Source organism: Variovorax sp. OK605 (assembly GCF_900115445.1).
GTDB lineage: Bacteria > Pseudomonadota > Gammaproteobacteria > Burkholderiales > Burkholderiaceae_C > Variovorax.
Genome location: NZ_FOWL01000013.1, coordinates 103,897 through 119,668 on the forward strand (window position 1 = coordinate 103,897; position 15,772 = coordinate 119,668).

Consider the following 15,772-nt stretch of genomic DNA (forward strand, 5'->3'; position numbering starts at 1 on the left):
AGCTTATTGCCCAAAGGCGCGGGCACACTTATCGTTGCGAATCAGAAAAAGGTAACTGCTAAATCATCAGGAATTCAATATGGGCAGTTTCGAGACCCAAGGTGACGACATCGCACACGCATTTCCCTGCTTCATGCCCGTGCTCGATGCTGTTGACCAAGCGGTCATCATCAAGGACGAGGCATCACGTTTCTTGTATGGGAATCTCGCGGCGAGCGCCTTGCTCGACACCTCAAATGACCATTTGAGAGGAAAAACGGTTTACGACTTCCTTGATCCGGAGCAGGCCGACCGATCCAGGAAAACAGATCTTGAGGTGCTCAGTTCCGCGCACAGTCACGTCTGCGAAGAAACCACCGTGCTGCTAAATGGCCGGATTCGAAGCTTGAGAACGAAGAAGCAGTGCATTAGCGCGCCAGAGCTGGGTCCCGGCAAGCTGGTTCTCGTTCTCATTGCCGACGTTTCCGAGCTTCGAAACGCGGAGGCAATCCTGCGGGCAAGCAAAGAGCACTATCAGTCGTTTGTTGAACTGCATCCACAGACCCCGTGGACGGCCGATGCAAGTGGCGCCGTGATAGAGATCGGGCCCGGCTGGCGACAAGTCTCGGGCCTGCCGGCCCAGAAAGCCCTGGGCCACGGGTGGGAACAATCTGTGCATCCAGAGGATCTGGAAGAAGTACGGACTCGGTGGACGGCCTCGATCCGGCACGGCACGCCGCTGGACGTCGAGTGCAGAATATCAAGCTCTTCCCACGGAAAGTATCGGTGGTTTCGCAACCGTGCCGCGCCTCGCCGCGACGCAGAAGGCAATGTGGTGCGGTGGTACGGGGTTCTGGAGGATGTGCATCAGCAAAGGCTTGCGATTGACGCATTGCGCGAGAGCGAGGCGCTGTTCCGAGGTATCGCCGACAGCGTTCCGGTGATGATGTGGCTCACCGACGCAAACGGGCAAGCGACCTATCACAGCCGCTGGTGGCTCGAGTTGACCGGTCAAAGCGAGGCCGATGCCCTAGGGTCCGGTTGGAGCCGGTCGGTGCACCCGGAGGACCTTGGAACTGTCATGACCAGGTTCGCAGACGACATCGAAAAAAATGCTCTCGTCAGGCTGGAGTACAGGTTGCGGCGCGGGGACGGCAGTTGGGCCTGGGTCATCGACACCGGCGCACCGCGGCTCTCACGCAGCGGCGAGTTGCTCGGCTATGCAGGTTCAGTCGTCGACATCACGGACCGGCGGACGGCCGAGCTGGCACTGCGAGAGAGCGAAGCCTCTGTCAGAAGCATCTTCGACAGCAGTCCCGACTGCATCCGGCTTTTGGATCTGGAAGGCTACCCACTTCTCATGAACAAGGCGGGACGGGAACTCATGGGCCTGAGTCCGTCAGACTCGCTGGACAACCATTCATGGCGCAAGATCTTCGCCGAAGGCGTGACACCGAAAGTGCTCGCATCGCTTGAACAGGTCAGACGGGGGCGCTCATCGCGGTTCGAGGCGGGCATGACGGACGCTCGGGGCAATCCTCGGCACATGGACGTCATCGCGGCACCGGTTTTCAGCGCCGACGGCGCCCCCACCGGCATGGTGACCATCTGGCGTGACATGACCCAGGCAAAAGCTGCGCACGATGATGCACAGGCAGCCCGCAGCGAAGCCGAGGATGCAGCACGACGCTTGTCGGTGGCGCTCGAAGCCACGATGGACTGCGTCTTGGTAGTTGACCGCGCATGGCGCATCACTTTCCTCAACGAAAATGCCCGCACGTTCTTGACGCTCGGTCAAGAGGCGATCGGTTGCGGGCTCTGGGATCTTTACCCAGCCGAGGCGAGCGGGCCGTATGCGCAGAACTACCACCGCGCGCTCGAGAGCGGCAAGCCGGTTTCGTTCGAGGAGTACCTTCCAACCCTGGGTGTGTGGTTGGAAGTGCATGCGTCACCCACGCAGGACGGCCTTTCCATCTTTTTTCGCGACACCTCGGCTCGCCGAGCAGCCGAGCAGGAGCGCCTCCAAGCGCAAAAGCAGCTGTCCCACATGGCACGTCACGACGTGCTGACAGGACTGCCCAACGGCACGGCATTTTTAGAGGTGATGGATGAAAGCGCGCGCCATGCAAGGAAGGACGCCGCGTTGGCTTTGATGACAGTCGGCCTTGACGCCTTCAAGACATTCAACGACACCTACGGCCTGCGTGCTGGCGACAGCGTGCTGCGCCAAGTGGCAGAGCGGTTGCGGGGCTGTCTCGGAGAGACCGATTTTGTTGCGCGGCGGGCAGGTGACGTGTTCGCGGTGTGCTTGCCCGGACTTCGGCGAAGCAGTGACGCAACGGAGATGGCGCGCCGCCTGATTGCCGTGCTCTCGCAACCTTTCGAATTGGATGGAGCCCACGCAAGTCTCAGCATCGGGAGCAGCATCGGCATCTCGATAGGGCCGGACGATGGCACCTCGGCGGAACAACTGACAAAAGCGTCCGAAGTGGCTCTCAATCGAGCGAAAGCCCTGGGCAAGGGAACGTATCTCCGGTACATCGAAGGAATGGATTCGCAGCTTCAGGCCCGCTTGGCGTTGAAGCACGCTCTTCAAGACGCGCTCGCTCGAGGCGAATTCGAGGTGCACTACCAGACGCTGGTCAACCTGCGTTCGCGCCGAATCAGCACATGTGAAGCGCTGGTACGCTGGAGGCATCCGCACAAGGGTTTGATCCCTCCTGCGGACTTCATTCCCATTGCCGAGGAGACGGGCCTTGTCGTGCCGATTGGCGAGTGGGTCCTCCACGAAGCCTGTCGGCAGGCGGCAAGTTGGCCTGGCGACGTCAGCGTCGCCGTGAACCTGTCACCCGTGCAATTCAAGAGCCCTCATCTAGTGCGGACCGTCGAGGAAGCCTGCGCCAGTGAGGGACTGGTCGCATCGCGCCTGCAACTGGAGATCACAGAATCGGTGCTTCTGGATGAAGACGACAGGAACTTGCAGACGCTGGAAGAACTGAGACAGTTGGGGGTGCGAATCGCCATGGACGATTTCGGGACCGGCTATTCTTCGCTCGGCTATCTGCGACGTTTTCCTTTTGACAAGATCAAGGTAGACCGAAGTTTTATCTCCGATTTGCCGCACGGAAGAGAATCGCTGGCGATTGTCAAAGCAGTCGCTGGGATTGGAAAAAGCCTCGGAATCACCACGACCGTTGAGGGCGTTGAGACGCCAGAACAGCTGGAACTGGTGTGCCTCGAAGGCTTCGACGAAGCGCAGGGTTACCTGTTTTCAAGACCGCTACCCGCCTCGGAGATGCATCGCTTGATAGTTTCGCAAGAACTTTGAATCAAACGCTCACGGAACTTCAAGGTTTCAGCTGACGTTGGCGTCACCTGCGTTCGCACCGGTGCGCTGGGCAGCTCTGGTGCGTGGCCATCGTGAAAGACAGTGCGATGAACTCGCCTGTCTCGGAGGTTCTCTCGCCGGTCGGCGCCCGAGCAACTGCACGGGCGCCGGCCGGCGCCGCGTCCTGGCCCGCGAACCGCAACGCTAACCCCTCACGCGCGAAGTCGAGCTGCTGCCCCTGCGGCTGGTCCCGCGTGATCTTCTGTGTCGCATCGACGACGTTGGGCATTACGCTCCTCCGATGGCTCACATGAACGAAGCCCACGTCGCCCAGCGCCGGCAGCATGCGGTTCGTGCAGACCGGCTGGAACAGACCCGCGCGCAACTGGTAGGCGCTGCGCCCGTCATGTGAGTTGATCAGCATGATCTCGCCCAGCACTTTGTCCAGCGAGAGCGCCTGCACCAACGGTTTGAAGTGCAGCATGTGCCGCGCAAACCGGCCGCTGTCGACGTGCGCGCCCGTGTCTGCCGCACGTCGGTCGGCTCGAAGCCCGCAGGTGCCAGCTTGAGCGCCTCGAAAAACTTGCGCTCCCCGGCGTTGCGCCGCGCATATACCGTGGTCTGCTCAGCGGAAAAAGTGCCATCCCGCTGCCCTCGCCTGCTTGCATTGCCTTGTACGTTGGCGCCTCCAGCGGTCGTCAACGGGCGATGGCCTAGCGTCAACACTGGAGCGCGGCGGACCCGATTGGCATGGCACTACACGCAGATCGGGGAGCGGAACTGTATTAAGCCCTCCGCGCAATTAATGCAGCACAGCAGCCAATCACCGCTGCTGCTCCTCGGTTCACTACGCGACGATGTCGGGGCGTGGAGATGAAACGTCGCGCCTTGGATGCTGTCTTGAGGTATGCGCACTGCACGGCAAAATCGACGAGCACTCCAAGCACGATGATGACTAGGGCGTGCAGGTGAGACAGTGCTGTGAGGTCAAAGGCTTGCGGAAGAACGGCCCCAAAGAACACAGCTGCTTGGGATTACCCAACGTGAGCATTGCTCCGGCTAGGAAGCCGGTTGGCTTCGCTTCGTCGGGCTGTCCCACCGAAGGGGAACTCGTCCACAGCTTCCACGCAACAAATACAAGGTAAGCCACCCCTCCCCACTTGACTAGCAGGAATAACAGTTCGTATCGCGGCGCAATAGCGGCAAGCCCGAAGATTGCGGCTACAAGCCATACCGCGTTCCCGAAAACCATTCCCGCAACGAACGGAAACGCCGAAGCTTTGCCGCGCGAGAGTACGGTTGCCACCAGCGTTCCTTGCGCCGGCCCGGGCAGCGCCGCCGCGATAGCAAAAGGAACGAGGAACAGCCAAATGTTGGACCAATTCATGAGTGTGAGCCCTTGAGACAACCATTGCACGGGTCGACAGTTTTTCCTACCGCAGCGCGAGCTGACAGCCTCAGGCTAGCCTGCAGATCGCCGTGCCATCGAATCGCTGCTTGCCAGCCGCGGCCGCATCCTCGACCGCAACGGGCTCATCCTCGCGTCCAGCTTGGTGGCGCCCAGCAGGGCCGTTCCCGAAGACATCAAACGCGACGGCCCCGAGGTGCTCGCCAAGCTCAAGCAGGTGGCCAAGCTGCTCGAGATGCCGCAGAAGGACTCCGACAAGAAGCTCGAGAACGAGGACGAGGACGAGGACAGGACCTTCGTGTGGGTCAAGCGCCAGGTCGACGAGCCCATCGCCAAACAGGTTGCCGCGCTCGGCATCAAGGGCCTGTACTAGCGCCGCGAATGCAAGCGCCAGTACCCCGAAGGCGAAGCCGCCGCGAACGTGGTGGGTTTCACCAACTAGGGAGAGCCAAGCCAGAAGCAGCGCGACCACGGCGCTCCCGGTCGTGAAACTCAGCGCTCTAACTACAGTGCGACACCCAAAATCATATGGCAGCGGCCGTCAGGAGCCACACGGTGACGATCAGAACGGCCCCAAATCTGCTGCGTGGCTTCGACCCTTTGGTGTCAATCCAATCGTCGACTTGGGCTCTGCAATCAACCAGGACATCAGGCGGCAGCAATTTGATGGTTAACCAGATCAGACCGGGAAGTAACAGCACATCGTCAAGGTAGCCCAGCACCGGAATGAAATCAGGAACAAGGTCGATAGGACTCAACGCGTAGGCCACTACCAACATGCCTAATGCCTTTGCATACCAAGGCGTCTTGGGATGCTTACCGGCAAACCAGAGCGTCAGTCCGTCCCGTTTCAGTCGGTTGGCCCATGCCTTCAAAGTGCTGCTGATGCTCATGGCGCAGCATGCCAGACCCGTATGACTATTGCGGGAGCAGCACACCGACGTCGCGCGCTGGGTGCGTCGACAGACGTGCCCGCACATCGCTCAGTTAGGCACACGGGTCGTGCCCGTGGAGCGACTGAATGAGGCTCATGATCGCCGACGGAGGAAGTACTCGGTCGGGGCCAGCTTTCCGAGGCGGAGCAGCAGGCGATCTTCATGCGTACAGGCATCGATCGCCAGTTCCTCGCCATGGCAGAAGCCTGCAATGATCGACGCCAGCGAGGCCTTCGAGCCATCAGAGTCGCTTTTCTGAGCGCGGACAAGGTGAATGCGGTGCTCTCTGCTTTGGCATGGGCCAGGAAGTTAGCCCCGCCGACGTCGCGTCTAGTAAGACGCGCAAGCAGCGAAGCTTGATCTCGCTGATCGGCTGGAGGGTGCTTCGCGGAGTCGGCTTCCTTGGGTGGGGCGAGAATCCTTGCAATAGCTCACTGTGTGCGGGCAAGAAGCCCCTGAGCCCTATTTGCAACCCCTAGCTTGACCAGCAAAAACATGATCGACAAGAGCCTTCGAATTTTGGTCGTAGACGACTTCCCAACGATGCGCCGTATCGTGCGTAACCTGCTGAAAGAGCTCGGATTCATGAACGTTGACGAAGCCGAGGACGGTGTGGGAGGGCTGGCGAAACTGCAAAGTGGCGACTACGCCATCGTCGTGTCAGACTGGAATATGCCCAACATGGACGGCCTCACCCTGTTAAAGACGATCCGCGCCGACCCCAAACTGGCGACGCTACCCGTGCTGATGGTCACCGCGGAGGCCAAGAAGGAAAACATCGTTGCTGCGGCGTTGGCAGGGGCCAATGGTTACGTGGTGAAACCGTTTACCGCCGCCATCCTAGAAGAGAAAATTACCCGGATCTTCGAAAAATTGAACAGGTCCGCCATCTGATACTGGCTAGCCATTCGCTGTAACTTGCTGGGCCGCTCAGCGTCGTCCATCCACCGCAGAGAAGGCCACGGATGTGCGCGCCGAAGTAGAACTGAGCCACCGTGCCGCTCGAACCGTGAGCCAGGGGTGGAAGCCGACGCAGCGATGGTCGGCTGTGGATAAGTGTATGTCTTGCCTTGTTCTGTGACCTCCTTTCGCTTCTTGTGATCGAACTCATAGGGCGCGAAGGGCGAAGCCCGTAGCGCCTTGCCACGAGCGGCGCCGTTGGTCGGTGGCGTCGGTTGTATCGGCTTTGGTGCCTCTCTTGCGGGGCTGCTCCCTGGCCTTGATGCGCTTCTTCGCGGTGGAGCTGCTGTGCAGGAGCCGATGGCTCTCGTTGCCCGTCTCCACGATGTGGCAGTGATGCGTGAGGCGATCAAGCAAGGGGGTTGTCATCTTCGCGTCGCCGAACGCCGTCGACCATTCGGCGAAGTCCAGGTTGGTCGTGATCACCACGCTGGTGTGCTCGTACAGCTGGGACAGCAGGTGGAACAGCAGCGCGCCGCCGGCCTGGCTGAACGGCAGGTAGCCCAGCTCGTCCGGGATCACCGCATCCATTCGCAGCAGGCTCAGCGCGATACGCCCGGCCTTGCCTTGGGCCTTCTCCTGCTCCAGTGCATTGACCAGATCGACCGTCGAGTAGAACCGCACGCGCTTGCCGTGGCGCGTGATGCCCGACACGCCCAGAGCCGTTGCCAGATGGGTCTTGCCTGTGCCCGGACCACCGACCAAGACCACGTTGTGCGCGGCCTCGGTGAACTCCAGCATCGCGAGTTGGTGGACCAGCTTCTGGTCGACCACCGAGGCATCGAAGTCGAAGCCGGCCAGATCCCGGTGCACGGGGAAGCGCGCCGAGCTCATCTGATGCTGCACCGAGCGCATCGAACGGTCTGTGGTCTCCGCCTGCAGCAGATGCCTGCTTCAGCATAGCCTTAAGAGACTGCACGCGGGCGCCATTCGGATTCGCCTTGCCTTGGCTTTCATGCGGCGCAGCGAACAGTGAGCGGGCTATCCGCTCAATCCTCGAGGTCGAACTGCCCCTGCAATGTGCGAATGATTTGCGCAATGTCAGCGCGGTCCGTGCCCCGACCGTTTACAAATCGCACGGTCCAATTGGGGCCACCATCCTCGGGCGGGATTCCAATGACCCCTCCCCTGTGGACGTCGGTCTGCTGGCCTCGAAGACCCGGCAAGGCCGCGATACGCATGATCAGCATCTCCTTGAGCTGCTTGGACGTCCGCGTCGGTTTGACCATCTCTACTTGCCTCGTCAAAAGGTCCCAGTATGAAGCACCAAGCGAGCTTCGTCCGAGGGGTCGAGCGTCTGCTGTTTAGCGCATCAGACGCGTGGCACCGCTGGTGAACTCTCTTCTGCCGACCAGACTGGTATCCCCAAAAAAAGCGTGATACGCAGCATCAGGCTTCGCAACCATCGCATCGACAAGACTTTGATCAGATGTTTTCCCTGCTTCACTCGCTGGACCATTGCGTCAAAGTCCTCACGCACCGCGCGCCAAGCGGGGGTAGCCCTCAACCAGCCAGCTCCATCCGACCTCCATCTTTACCCCCCAACCCAGCGCGTCAGTATCGTCCTGTTCTTAAGCTGGCCAACACGCGCGCTCGCACCGATCTACCACCGCGGAAATGGCCGTCGCGCTCAAGCCCACCGTGCGGCCATACACGAAAGACGGTTGCATGGAAGTAGGTCTACCAAGTGCTGCGATCACTTGCCGTGCGTAACCCCGTGCATGGTCTCTCGGATGGCTTGACGCCTTCCAGGCGCTTCGTCCGTTCAGCATCGCCAAATTCCTCGCCTAAAAGCGCAACGTTCCGTGCGCGCGCGGCGAGGACATAACGCGAGGTTTCGTGATTGGCGCGTTGCGCATGGCATGGTTTAAGGCACCACCCACCCACGCACTGCGCATCGAGCGCGACGACCAAGGCGGCGCGGCGGAAGATGGCTTGCGGTTGATACAGCTGTACGGTTCAAGATGATCCGAGGTGAGTCAACTTTTCTTCGAAGCACCGCACAGATAGCATTCCCGCAGCAGGTCCCTGCACCATGGGCAACGGCGACGCGCTCTCGAGCTACAAGGCGAAGCGGAATTTCGCCGTCACCAGTGAGCCCGCGACCTTCAGGCTGCACTTCGATTTCCGGCTTGAGTTGGATGGCGTGATGCTGTCGTGGGTCGTGCCGAAGGGGCCAAGCTTGGATCCGAAAGAAAAGCGGATGGCGATTCACCTCCAAGGACCATCCAATTTCTTGCTCGTCGTTTGAAGGAATGATTCCACCCAAAACAACACGGCGCTGGCACTGTGATCGCCAGGGACCACGGTACCTCTGGCGCCTTGAGCGATGCCGGAAAGCCTTTTGTACTTACATCACCGGTCAACCCGCAACTGCTTCTGATCGACCAGTTAGCACGATTTATCATCCTGATAGCTCCTGGACACGGGGCGGTACTGTCCTTGACGATCAACCAGACCACAGGAGAGCTGACCAAGAGCGCAGCGTTGAGCTCGATTTTTAGCGCCTCACTGGGCATCTTCTTGGTTCCCGCGGGGCGTTTTTTCACTCTGAGTTGCGCCCCCTGTGTACGTTCGACTCAGCAGGCGGATCGGCGCATGTTCAAGACACTTCTGGCACGGCCGGCCTAGGATTCAAAGTCGACGCCACCTCGGGGGCATTGACACCGATGGCCACGCCGTCGCTTCCACTGCTTCTTGGCGCGACCATGTTGGTGCTTTCCAGGTACCCGGTCAACGAGGCCAACCTGACCATTCAGTTTGGTGGCCTGACCAAAGTGCCGCCTTCGAGGCGGCTTTTTCCTCTTTCGGGCGCTCGCGAAGGGGTCGGTCAACAGTCCACGAATTTGATGCCGCTGCGTCGTCCAAACGACTGCCTTCTGCCCGAGTCTCGGACTTAAGGACCCTAGCTCTGTCGCGACGGGCTTCGCGCGCGAGAGCGCGCTGTTTCTGACATTGATCGCAACGAACACGAGTATTCGTCAGACGCAGACGTCGTTGATGACCTGAACGCTTGTAGCGTCGGCAAACTTTTTCTCCTTCGGGGGTCGACCTTTTGCGTGACTGCGAAAGGCTTTCGCCCAGATCACCCAGGCGTTTCTTTGCAGCCTCAGGCGGCAAGCAGCAGTTCCTTGAGCTTGCGAAGGGCCCGCACTGGCCCATCTTCGATTGGCACTGCGCAGGCGAGCATGAGATTCATGGGAAGGCCAAAATCCTCTACGACTCGGCCGGCACTGTCGCGCAGCACGCCTCGTTCGCCGGCGATGGCGCCGTACAAGGCCCCGACACGATCCGAGAAGCTGCCGGCTCCGACGGCGTACGCAACCACCGGAATTCCAAGTGCATGAGCGGCACCCACCTCGAAAACCGTGCCGGCATCAGGCTCCCCTCCCCTGAACGGAGCCAGATTGGCGACCACGCCGTCGGCGCGGCGAAGCATGCGCATATTTTCTTCGAAGATCTGCCGCGGAGTGCCGGCTTTATGCGCTGCGTCCAAGGGGGCCAGTGCTTCGAAATCAAACTCCTCGCAGGCGTCGGCCAGTCGCTGGAAGTTCGAGATGCCATCCGGACGGTAAACGTCTGGGCCTGCCAGGTAGATGCGAGGAAAGGACAGCGACGGCATGGCGGGAAGTATGCCGAAGCCCTTACGCGGGATCTACATTGGTATCTGCTGCACCGTCGCCGACAAGATCGGCATCTTCGTCTTCATTCGACATTTCGGAACGCCAGCGAATTGCTCCGCCATCAAAAGCGGCTTGCGCAGACTCGAAAGAGTCCTCGGACGCTGCGAACTCGCGGATCGGGTCGATCTCGGTTCCGGTTGCTTCCAGAAGGATCCAGTGATATCGATCGGAGCGGTTGGGATCTTCAATCACCGTGAGCGCGAGATGAGACAGCTTCAAGTGGAATGCCCTCCGCTGAGGCGGCCCTGCTTGGCCAGTTCGATGACACCTTCGGCGAAGGCAACCTGCTGGTGAGAAAGCGAAGCGCCCGGAACCAGCAGGCCTACACGCTGCGCCAGGCTTTGGAGGATGGCCCTGCTTGGTTCAAACTCAGAGGGAAGGGGAATGGTCGCGTTGGCTGCAGGCATATTCGTTCCTAAGGTGGTGACGGTCGGAGCAAGTCAGAACTGTCCCTGCCCTTCGCCAGTCCGGTCATGGACCCAGCGCATGGCCTGCTGTTCACCGTGCCGAAGGGCCTCGGCTTCGCTGCGGTAGGGCTCGGCATCCTCTGGGAGGTCTTCGGCGGACGCAAGCGCACCGGACAGGTAGCGCACACGAACGCCGAACGTTCCGCCTAGGCACGGCAGCGGCGTGCACGAGAAAACGGAGCCGCGGTAGACAAATTGGTGTGGTTTTTCTGTCATTTCAAGTCCTGTCGCGGAACGCTCTCCTGCGAATGGGGTCGCCTATAGAACGCCTGCTACGGCGCAACCAGCGAAAGCGCCGTTCTTTGGGCTTGGGCTGCCTTACACCCATGCTGTCTATCGGATGCTGCGGCGCCCGCTGGCCAGCATCCGTTAGTTCCTGGCCTTGTAGGGCAGCATGCCGGCGAGCCTTCCCACCCTGCGTCAGGAGCTGGCCATCCGTGCCGGTCCGCGGCTGGCCGACGGCCAGCCCAGTTGGACACTGCACGACCCCGTACGCTGCAATCGGGCCGCTCGCTGAGCTGGCTGCAACCGCGCCTGGCGTTTTTGTCTGGTCCCACGTTCCGCCCCTGGCCATCGCCGCCGGCTTGCTGGGGCTGGTGGTTGTCTACCGCGAACGGGACCGCTTCTCGGCCACGCTGCGCTGGGACGGCGCGGTGCTATGCCCCTGCGCCATCGTGCCCGCCAAAACATGCCTCGAGGTCCCCGGCTGGGGAGGAAAGTGAAGCACAAGATCCTGCAGCAGTTGACGCACGATCGCGCAGGTCCATGTCGAGTCGACGCAGGCGTGGCCGTGGATTGGCGCGTCACCCTGCCAACAACGCCAAGCCGCCTGCACGCGCCCCGTCAGCACGTCGCCCGTAAAGACCAATGCATTGAGCGGTCCACCCTGGCCTCCCCACCGGAATCCCACGTGCGGAGGCTCCAGCAGCGTCTGCACCTCGCCCCGGTCCACATAGCATTCGACCGCCTCACCTAGCGTCTTCTCGAGGTGAGCCTCGAATTCTTGAAAGACTTCGTGCGCCAGCTCGTCCAAGCGCAGCGCCATGCCTTCCAGGTGCCAGGCCAAGTCCTTGGGCGCTGCGGTCGGAGGACCGCCGTTGTGACAAGGCTCGACATCGAGAATCGGAAGCTTGGAGGTTGTCATGAAAAGGCCGTTCGTAAGAGAGCTTGCTCCGCAGGCGAGCGCGTCGGGGGTACCTCGCCTAGGGTGCGCCGCGCTAGCTCCTCACGTCCGAGCGGTGTGATGCGAAGAAAGAGCGCCTGTTGGGGATTGTCAGGATAAAGGGGCGAGACAGAACTGATGGTCGCATCGAGCAATGCGGCCGCCTTCAACAACGCGATGCTGCCAATCGCCGCCCTGTCTTCGACACGCACCGGGAACGCGCCACCTTCGAGCTGGCGCAGGTACGCCAGCGGGGTGAGCGTGCGTGCAGTGTTGTCCTGCGACGATCTGAGCAGATCCAGACTCATTCGCGCAAGCTCGGCGATGCCGTGTTCGGTGATGCGTGTGACCGTCGCAGTGCTGCTTTCCCAGTAACGGTTCTTGGCCTCACCCGGCGACCAGAGCTGCGCTTCGATCAAACCCGTCGCCTTGAGCAGCGACACCAGCCTCAACTCGTTCGCGTTGACCACTCCCAGCGGTAAGCGCATGTGCATCAACTGCAGCAGATACTCCAATGGCCCCGCCGCTTCGCCGTCCCTTGGCGCAATCACCGCACTGCCCCACTGCTTGCCATGAAGATGGAGGCGACTCGCAAGCGGTTTTGCATGATCTCCTCGGCTCGTTGACGGCCCGTTGATTGTGAATTTTTCACCTTCTTGCAACGCGCGCGAGCTTGTGTGTAGGACGACATCCAATACCGGGACCGGACCCGCCGCTATAGCGGAGCTCCGACAAAGTGCGGGGGTCGTACGCGCAGTCAGGTGGCGTAGAAATGATGCTTAAGAGCCCAAGAAGACCCGACTTTTAGTCGGCGCGAGGCGCAAAACCTCTGCTGTCGGGCTGTCAATCGTGTTTGCCGGTAACTGCTTCCCGCATAGCCCTGATCGGCCGCGGGCCAGGCTGGGAAGGATCAGCCCACCCCCCGAGAGAACGACAACGCGCCGTGCGCATCCAACCAGCGTCGGTGCCCCACCGTGCGGGTCGGCACCGCGTAGCGCAATGAACACAGCGCCGCTTGAATGCGAGCCCACTGTTGCGCGCTGACCAGCTTCGCGAGCACCTTCTGAAGCCGTGGCTCCAATGTGCCGGAGACGATGTACTGCCAACGGTAGGCCTTCAACATCGTGGCGTTGACCTGCTCGGTACGTGCCCGGTCCCAACCCATGCCGCTGACGCTCAGAAAATACGCTGCATCGGCCTTGGCTTGGCTTGCAAGATGCCCTCGACGCCGCCGACCAGGGCGATCAGGTGGTCCACCGCCAGGTCGCGCTGCAGTTCGCTCGTCAGCTTTGCGTCTTCACACTCCCACTCCAGTTCGTCGATGATTGCGTGCTGGGACTCTTCCTTCCAGTGAAACAAGAAGACCTCGTTGAAGAGTGGCGATAGATGCTCTGCCGCATCAATGCTGGCGCGGTAGTGCGACTGTGAGAACAACTCGATGTGACAAGTCAACGCGAGCACGGCCCACGCGCACTTGCCGAGCGCGGATGCGGCGACGCCGTTGGGGACTACATCGAAGCGCTAGCCCACGAGCATGTGAGCGCCCGCCAGCACTTCCAGCCGGCGCAACAGCTCTTGGTGCTTGAGTTCTTCGTCGGTGAAGCGCACGATCGCTTCGAGCGCCGTCTGATCGCTCAGCCAGTCATCGCGACTGACGTCCAGCATCTTTGCACCGAGGAATCGCTCGACGAGGACAAACATGTTGGCGTAGGTGCGGCCCTGGACTTGGCTCAGGAAGCGATGCTCGGCTGGCGCCAGAAACGGCAGCTCATCGGCCAGCGAGAGGCCGTCTGGCAGGAAGAGCGTTCCATCAGGTGGACGTGACTGAGTTGGCGCGCCAAGTGCAGTTGCCCACGTTGGTGCTCCATGCGAGAAGCGATGCACGTGTGCCGTCCGAAGAAGGCCTGCGGCTGGCGGCACTCATCCCCGGCGCGCGCTTCGTGCCGCTGGACAGCGACAATCACGTGCTGCTCGACAGCGAGCCGGCATGGGCCATTTTTCTGGCCGAAGTCCGACGCTACTTGGGTTCCGCTTCGGCGGATGCCCTGAAAGCGAATGGCGACGACGCACTGACGCCGGCCGAGCGCAGCGTCCTGCGCCTGGTGGCACTCGGCCTGGACAGCAGAGCGATCGCACGATAACTGTGCAAGAGAGAGAAGACGGTGCGCAACCAGGTATCGAGCATCTTCGCTAAGATCGGCGTGCGCACACACTCGGCGGCGATTGTCCGCCGACGCGATGTAACGGCTCGAGAGAAGGAAGATTGACGGTCCTTCAACACTTTTGCATCGTGCCTCGTCGGCAACGATCGCCCAGCGCCGCTGTGGCGTCATGAACCGGCGTCAACATAGTCCTCGCCGTGCCCGACAAGCCATCGTCGCTCGCCGCTTCCGTAGCCAGCAACCAGCGCGCTGACTCTGTCGCCGATGTCCGCCGCACCTCTGCGAACGCGACGCATCGCCAACGAAGCGTGCGCCGCGTGCCCATCGGCGCGGTAGCTGCCGACGGATTCGATGCCTCGGGGACCAAAATCACGGATTAATCAGCCCGCCATCAGACAGCACTGCTCGAAGGTGCTGCGTTCCTGCGACAAGTCAGGGTGTAGTCGCATCTTCGTCAATGCACGCGACCAAGTCCCGAGCCACAGCCAGTGATCCCAGGCCCATCGCTTTCATACCGAAAGTTGCGTGCATACGCGTCGCCACCGTCGATGGATTTTGAAGCCACTTCAAGAGCGTCTGCCACCACGCCGCCGGCCGTGTCGAAGACGGCGCCCGCAACAGCCTTGGCACCCTTCGGCATGCCGTTCAGGGCCTCGGAGATTCAATCGCAACTGACCAGCATCGGTCAACGCCCCGGCCTCTACCGTGTAGGGCGGGCAGTCGACGTGCGTCGGCCAACATCAACAGGGGTCGTCGCGGGGCCCCAGACTAGACAAAACGCCGCAAAAGCCGGATGCCCGAGAGTCTGTGGGTGCGTCACCGCAACCCCGCGCGAGCTAGTCCCCACGCGCGCGCGGCCACCCTCAGAGATCTTCGATGACCAGCGTGCGGTAGCGCTGCGCCATGGCATATGGCACCGTTCGAACCACCTCCATCAATCGCTCGGCAGTCTCGCTGTCGTGTGTTTTGATGAGAAGGGCCGCATGCCCTTCCAGGGCGAGCTTGGTGTAGGCGCGCACGGTGGCACCCTCGGTGCCCGCTGACGGCAACGGATCGTCAGCTTGAACTACTGTGGGCGCGATCTGAGAGAGGATCGTCTTCGGGGGCAGGAAAAAGATGTCCTCTGCACCCATGCCGTCGCGGATCAGGCGCTGGCCCACAAGGAGTGCGTCTGCTTCCTTGGGAAAAAGCACCATGGAGTAACCGGTGGGATAAAACGCGCCGCCGATGGTTGCAAGCATGCTCGGGTCGAGACTGAAGGGTTGCATTGCGTTTCCTTGTTTCGCAAAACCGGACCATAGACGCTGCAAACCACCTGGTGTGTAGGAGGAGCGCGAAAAGCTGGAGGGCCCCGGATTTGCCGAGCTGCAGCAGCCAAGCACCTGAGACCCAGCGACATGCCGTAGTTCGCAACCCGAGTGTCTCGCCGGAAACACGCAGATGGAATGGCGCTCACACCGGGGACGAATCGGCCGATTCCGGGCACCTCATGGCACATGGCCAGCGGCCGTCCCGCACGGGAAAGACAGGATGGCGCAGGGGGAGCGCGAGAGCTCAAGAAACTCAAAGCAAACCAGCCACTGCGGTTTGGCCATTCGGGGGCCCTCCGCTAGCCCCAACGCATTCGAAACAAGGCAGTGCGCGACCATGCTGTCCCGCAGCGCAGGTCGCATCGTCGCGCACGCTCC

General features: G+C 61.2%; 17 protein-coding genes and 3 pseudogenes. 5 read left to right on the forward strand and 15 right to left on the reverse strand.

The genetic code is table 11. The features are described from left to right. Positions 1-79 precede the first annotated feature (79 nt). Positions 80-3,307 carry an EAL domain-containing protein gene (locus tag BM013_RS29075; protein ID WP_218153695.1) on the forward strand — a complete coding sequence of 1,076 codons (3,228 nt, stop codon included), beginning with the start codon at positions 80-82 and terminating at the stop codon, positions 3,305-3,307. A gap of 43 nt (positions 3,308-3,350) precedes the next feature. On the opposite strand, the gene BM013_RS29080 is transcribed toward BM013_RS29075, so the two are convergent. Next, the gene (locus BM013_RS29080) at positions 3,351-3,791 is read right to left on the reverse strand and encodes a DUF932 domain-containing protein (RefSeq protein ID WP_093131571.1); all 441 of its coding nucleotides are present in this window, start codon (positions 3,789-3,791) and stop codon (positions 3,351-3,353) included. 471 nt (positions 3,792-4,262) lie between these two features. Beyond that, on the reverse strand, positions 4,263-4,694 hold the full coding sequence (locus tag BM013_RS29085; protein ID WP_218153696.1) for a LysE family translocator: 432 nt from the start codon (positions 4,692-4,694) through the stop codon (positions 4,263-4,265). Positions 4,695-4,800: 106 nt separating this feature from the next. Here BM013_RS29085 and BM013_RS29090 point away from each other — a divergent pair. Further along, positions 4,801-5,154: pseudogene (locus BM013_RS29090) on the forward strand (penicillin-binding protein 2); the annotation flags it as partial. An 85-nt stretch (positions 5,155-5,239) separates the two neighbouring features. Here BM013_RS29090 and BM013_RS29095 read toward each other — a convergent pair. Continuing rightward, positions 5,240-5,608 (reverse strand): YkvA family protein, encoded by a 369-nt coding sequence (locus tag BM013_RS29095; protein WP_093131573.1) that lies wholly within the window; start codon positions 5,606-5,608, stop codon positions 5,240-5,242. A gap of 537 nt (positions 5,609-6,145) precedes the next feature. Here BM013_RS29095 and cheY point away from each other — a divergent pair. Then, positions 6,146-6,544, forward strand: coding sequence for a chemotaxis response regulator CheY (cheY, locus tag BM013_RS29100; protein ID WP_093131575.1), 399 nt, complete (start codon positions 6,146-6,148; stop codon positions 6,542-6,544). Positions 6,545-6,757: 213 nt separating this feature from the next. On the opposite strand, the pseudogene istB reads toward cheY, so the two are convergent. Then, positions 6,758-7,495, reverse strand: a pseudogene (gene istB / locus BM013_RS29105) (IS21-like element helper ATPase IstB); the annotation flags it as partial. A 104-nt stretch (positions 7,496-7,599) separates the two neighbouring features. Next, positions 7,600-7,839 carry a hypothetical protein gene (locus tag BM013_RS29110; RefSeq protein ID WP_093131577.1) on the reverse strand — a complete coding sequence of 80 codons (240 nt, stop codon included), beginning with the start codon at positions 7,837-7,839 and terminating at the stop codon, positions 7,600-7,602. An 806-nt stretch (positions 7,840-8,645) separates the two neighbouring features. On the opposite strand from BM013_RS29110, the pseudogene BM013_RS41920 reads away from it, so the two are divergent. Next, a pseudogene (locus BM013_RS41920) lies at positions 8,646-8,941 on the forward strand (DNA polymerase ligase N-terminal domain-containing protein); the annotation flags it as partial. Between the two features lie 778 nt (positions 8,942-9,719). Here BM013_RS41920 and BM013_RS29120 read toward each other — a convergent pair. The 9 genes from BM013_RS29120 to BM013_RS41380 form a co-directional block, all read right to left on the reverse strand. After that, entirely contained in the window at positions 9,720-10,232 is a 513-nt protein-coding gene (locus tag BM013_RS29120) for a nucleoside 2-deoxyribosyltransferase (protein ID WP_093131579.1), read from the reverse strand. Between the two features lie 22 nt (positions 10,233-10,254). Continuing rightward, positions 10,255-10,512 carry a hypothetical protein gene (locus BM013_RS40810; RefSeq protein ID WP_143098391.1) on the reverse strand — a complete coding sequence of 86 codons (258 nt, stop codon included), beginning with the start codon at positions 10,510-10,512 and terminating at the stop codon, positions 10,255-10,257. After that, positions 10,509-10,700, reverse strand: a complete 192-nt coding sequence (locus BM013_RS29125; RefSeq protein ID WP_093131581.1) for a hypothetical protein — start codon at positions 10,698-10,700, stop codon at positions 10,509-10,511. Before BM013_RS29125 ends, BM013_RS40810 begins: the two co-directional genes overlap by 4 nt. Before the next feature lie 33 nt (positions 10,701-10,733). Then, positions 10,734-10,976 carry a hypothetical protein gene (locus BM013_RS29130; RefSeq protein ID WP_093131583.1) on the reverse strand — a complete coding sequence of 81 codons (243 nt, stop codon included), beginning with the start codon at positions 10,974-10,976 and terminating at the stop codon, positions 10,734-10,736. A 388-nt stretch (positions 10,977-11,364) separates the two neighbouring features. After that, positions 11,365-11,904: a hypothetical protein gene (locus tag BM013_RS29135; RefSeq protein ID WP_143098392.1), complete on the reverse strand. Its 540-nt coding sequence runs from the start codon at positions 11,902-11,904 to the stop codon at positions 11,365-11,367. Next, the gene (locus tag BM013_RS29140; RefSeq protein WP_143098393.1) at positions 11,901-12,584 is read right to left on the reverse strand and encodes a hypothetical protein; all 684 of its coding nucleotides are present in this window, start codon (positions 12,582-12,584) and stop codon (positions 11,901-11,903) included. The genes BM013_RS29135 and BM013_RS29140 overlap by 4 nt, the downstream gene beginning before the upstream one ends. Positions 12,585-12,832: 248 nt before the next feature. Beyond that, positions 12,833-13,045 (reverse strand): hypothetical protein, encoded by a 213-nt coding sequence (locus BM013_RS41370; RefSeq protein WP_177225604.1) that lies wholly within the window; start codon positions 13,043-13,045, stop codon positions 12,833-12,835. Between the two features lie 53 nt (positions 13,046-13,098). Next, the gene (locus BM013_RS41375; RefSeq protein ID WP_177225605.1) at positions 13,099-13,383 is read right to left on the reverse strand and encodes a hypothetical protein; all 285 of its coding nucleotides are present in this window, start codon (positions 13,381-13,383) and stop codon (positions 13,099-13,101) included. Positions 13,384-13,443: 60 nt separating this feature from the next. Further along, positions 13,444-13,806, reverse strand: a complete 363-nt coding sequence (locus BM013_RS41380) for a hypothetical protein (RefSeq protein WP_177225606.1) — start codon at positions 13,804-13,806, stop codon at positions 13,444-13,446. 2 nt (positions 13,807-13,808) lie between these two features. Between BM013_RS41380 and BM013_RS29150 the strand changes: the two genes are divergently transcribed. Beyond that, complete coding sequence (locus BM013_RS29150; RefSeq protein ID WP_093131589.1) at positions 13,809-14,063, forward strand: response regulator transcription factor; 255 nt, start codon at positions 13,809-13,811, stop codon at positions 14,061-14,063. 884 nt (positions 14,064-14,947) lie between these two features. Here BM013_RS29150 and BM013_RS29155 read toward each other — a convergent pair. Then, the gene (locus BM013_RS29155; RefSeq protein ID WP_093131590.1) at positions 14,948-15,352 is read right to left on the reverse strand and encodes a hypothetical protein; all 405 of its coding nucleotides are present in this window, start codon (positions 15,350-15,352) and stop codon (positions 14,948-14,950) included. Positions 15,353-15,772 lie beyond the last annotated feature (420 nt).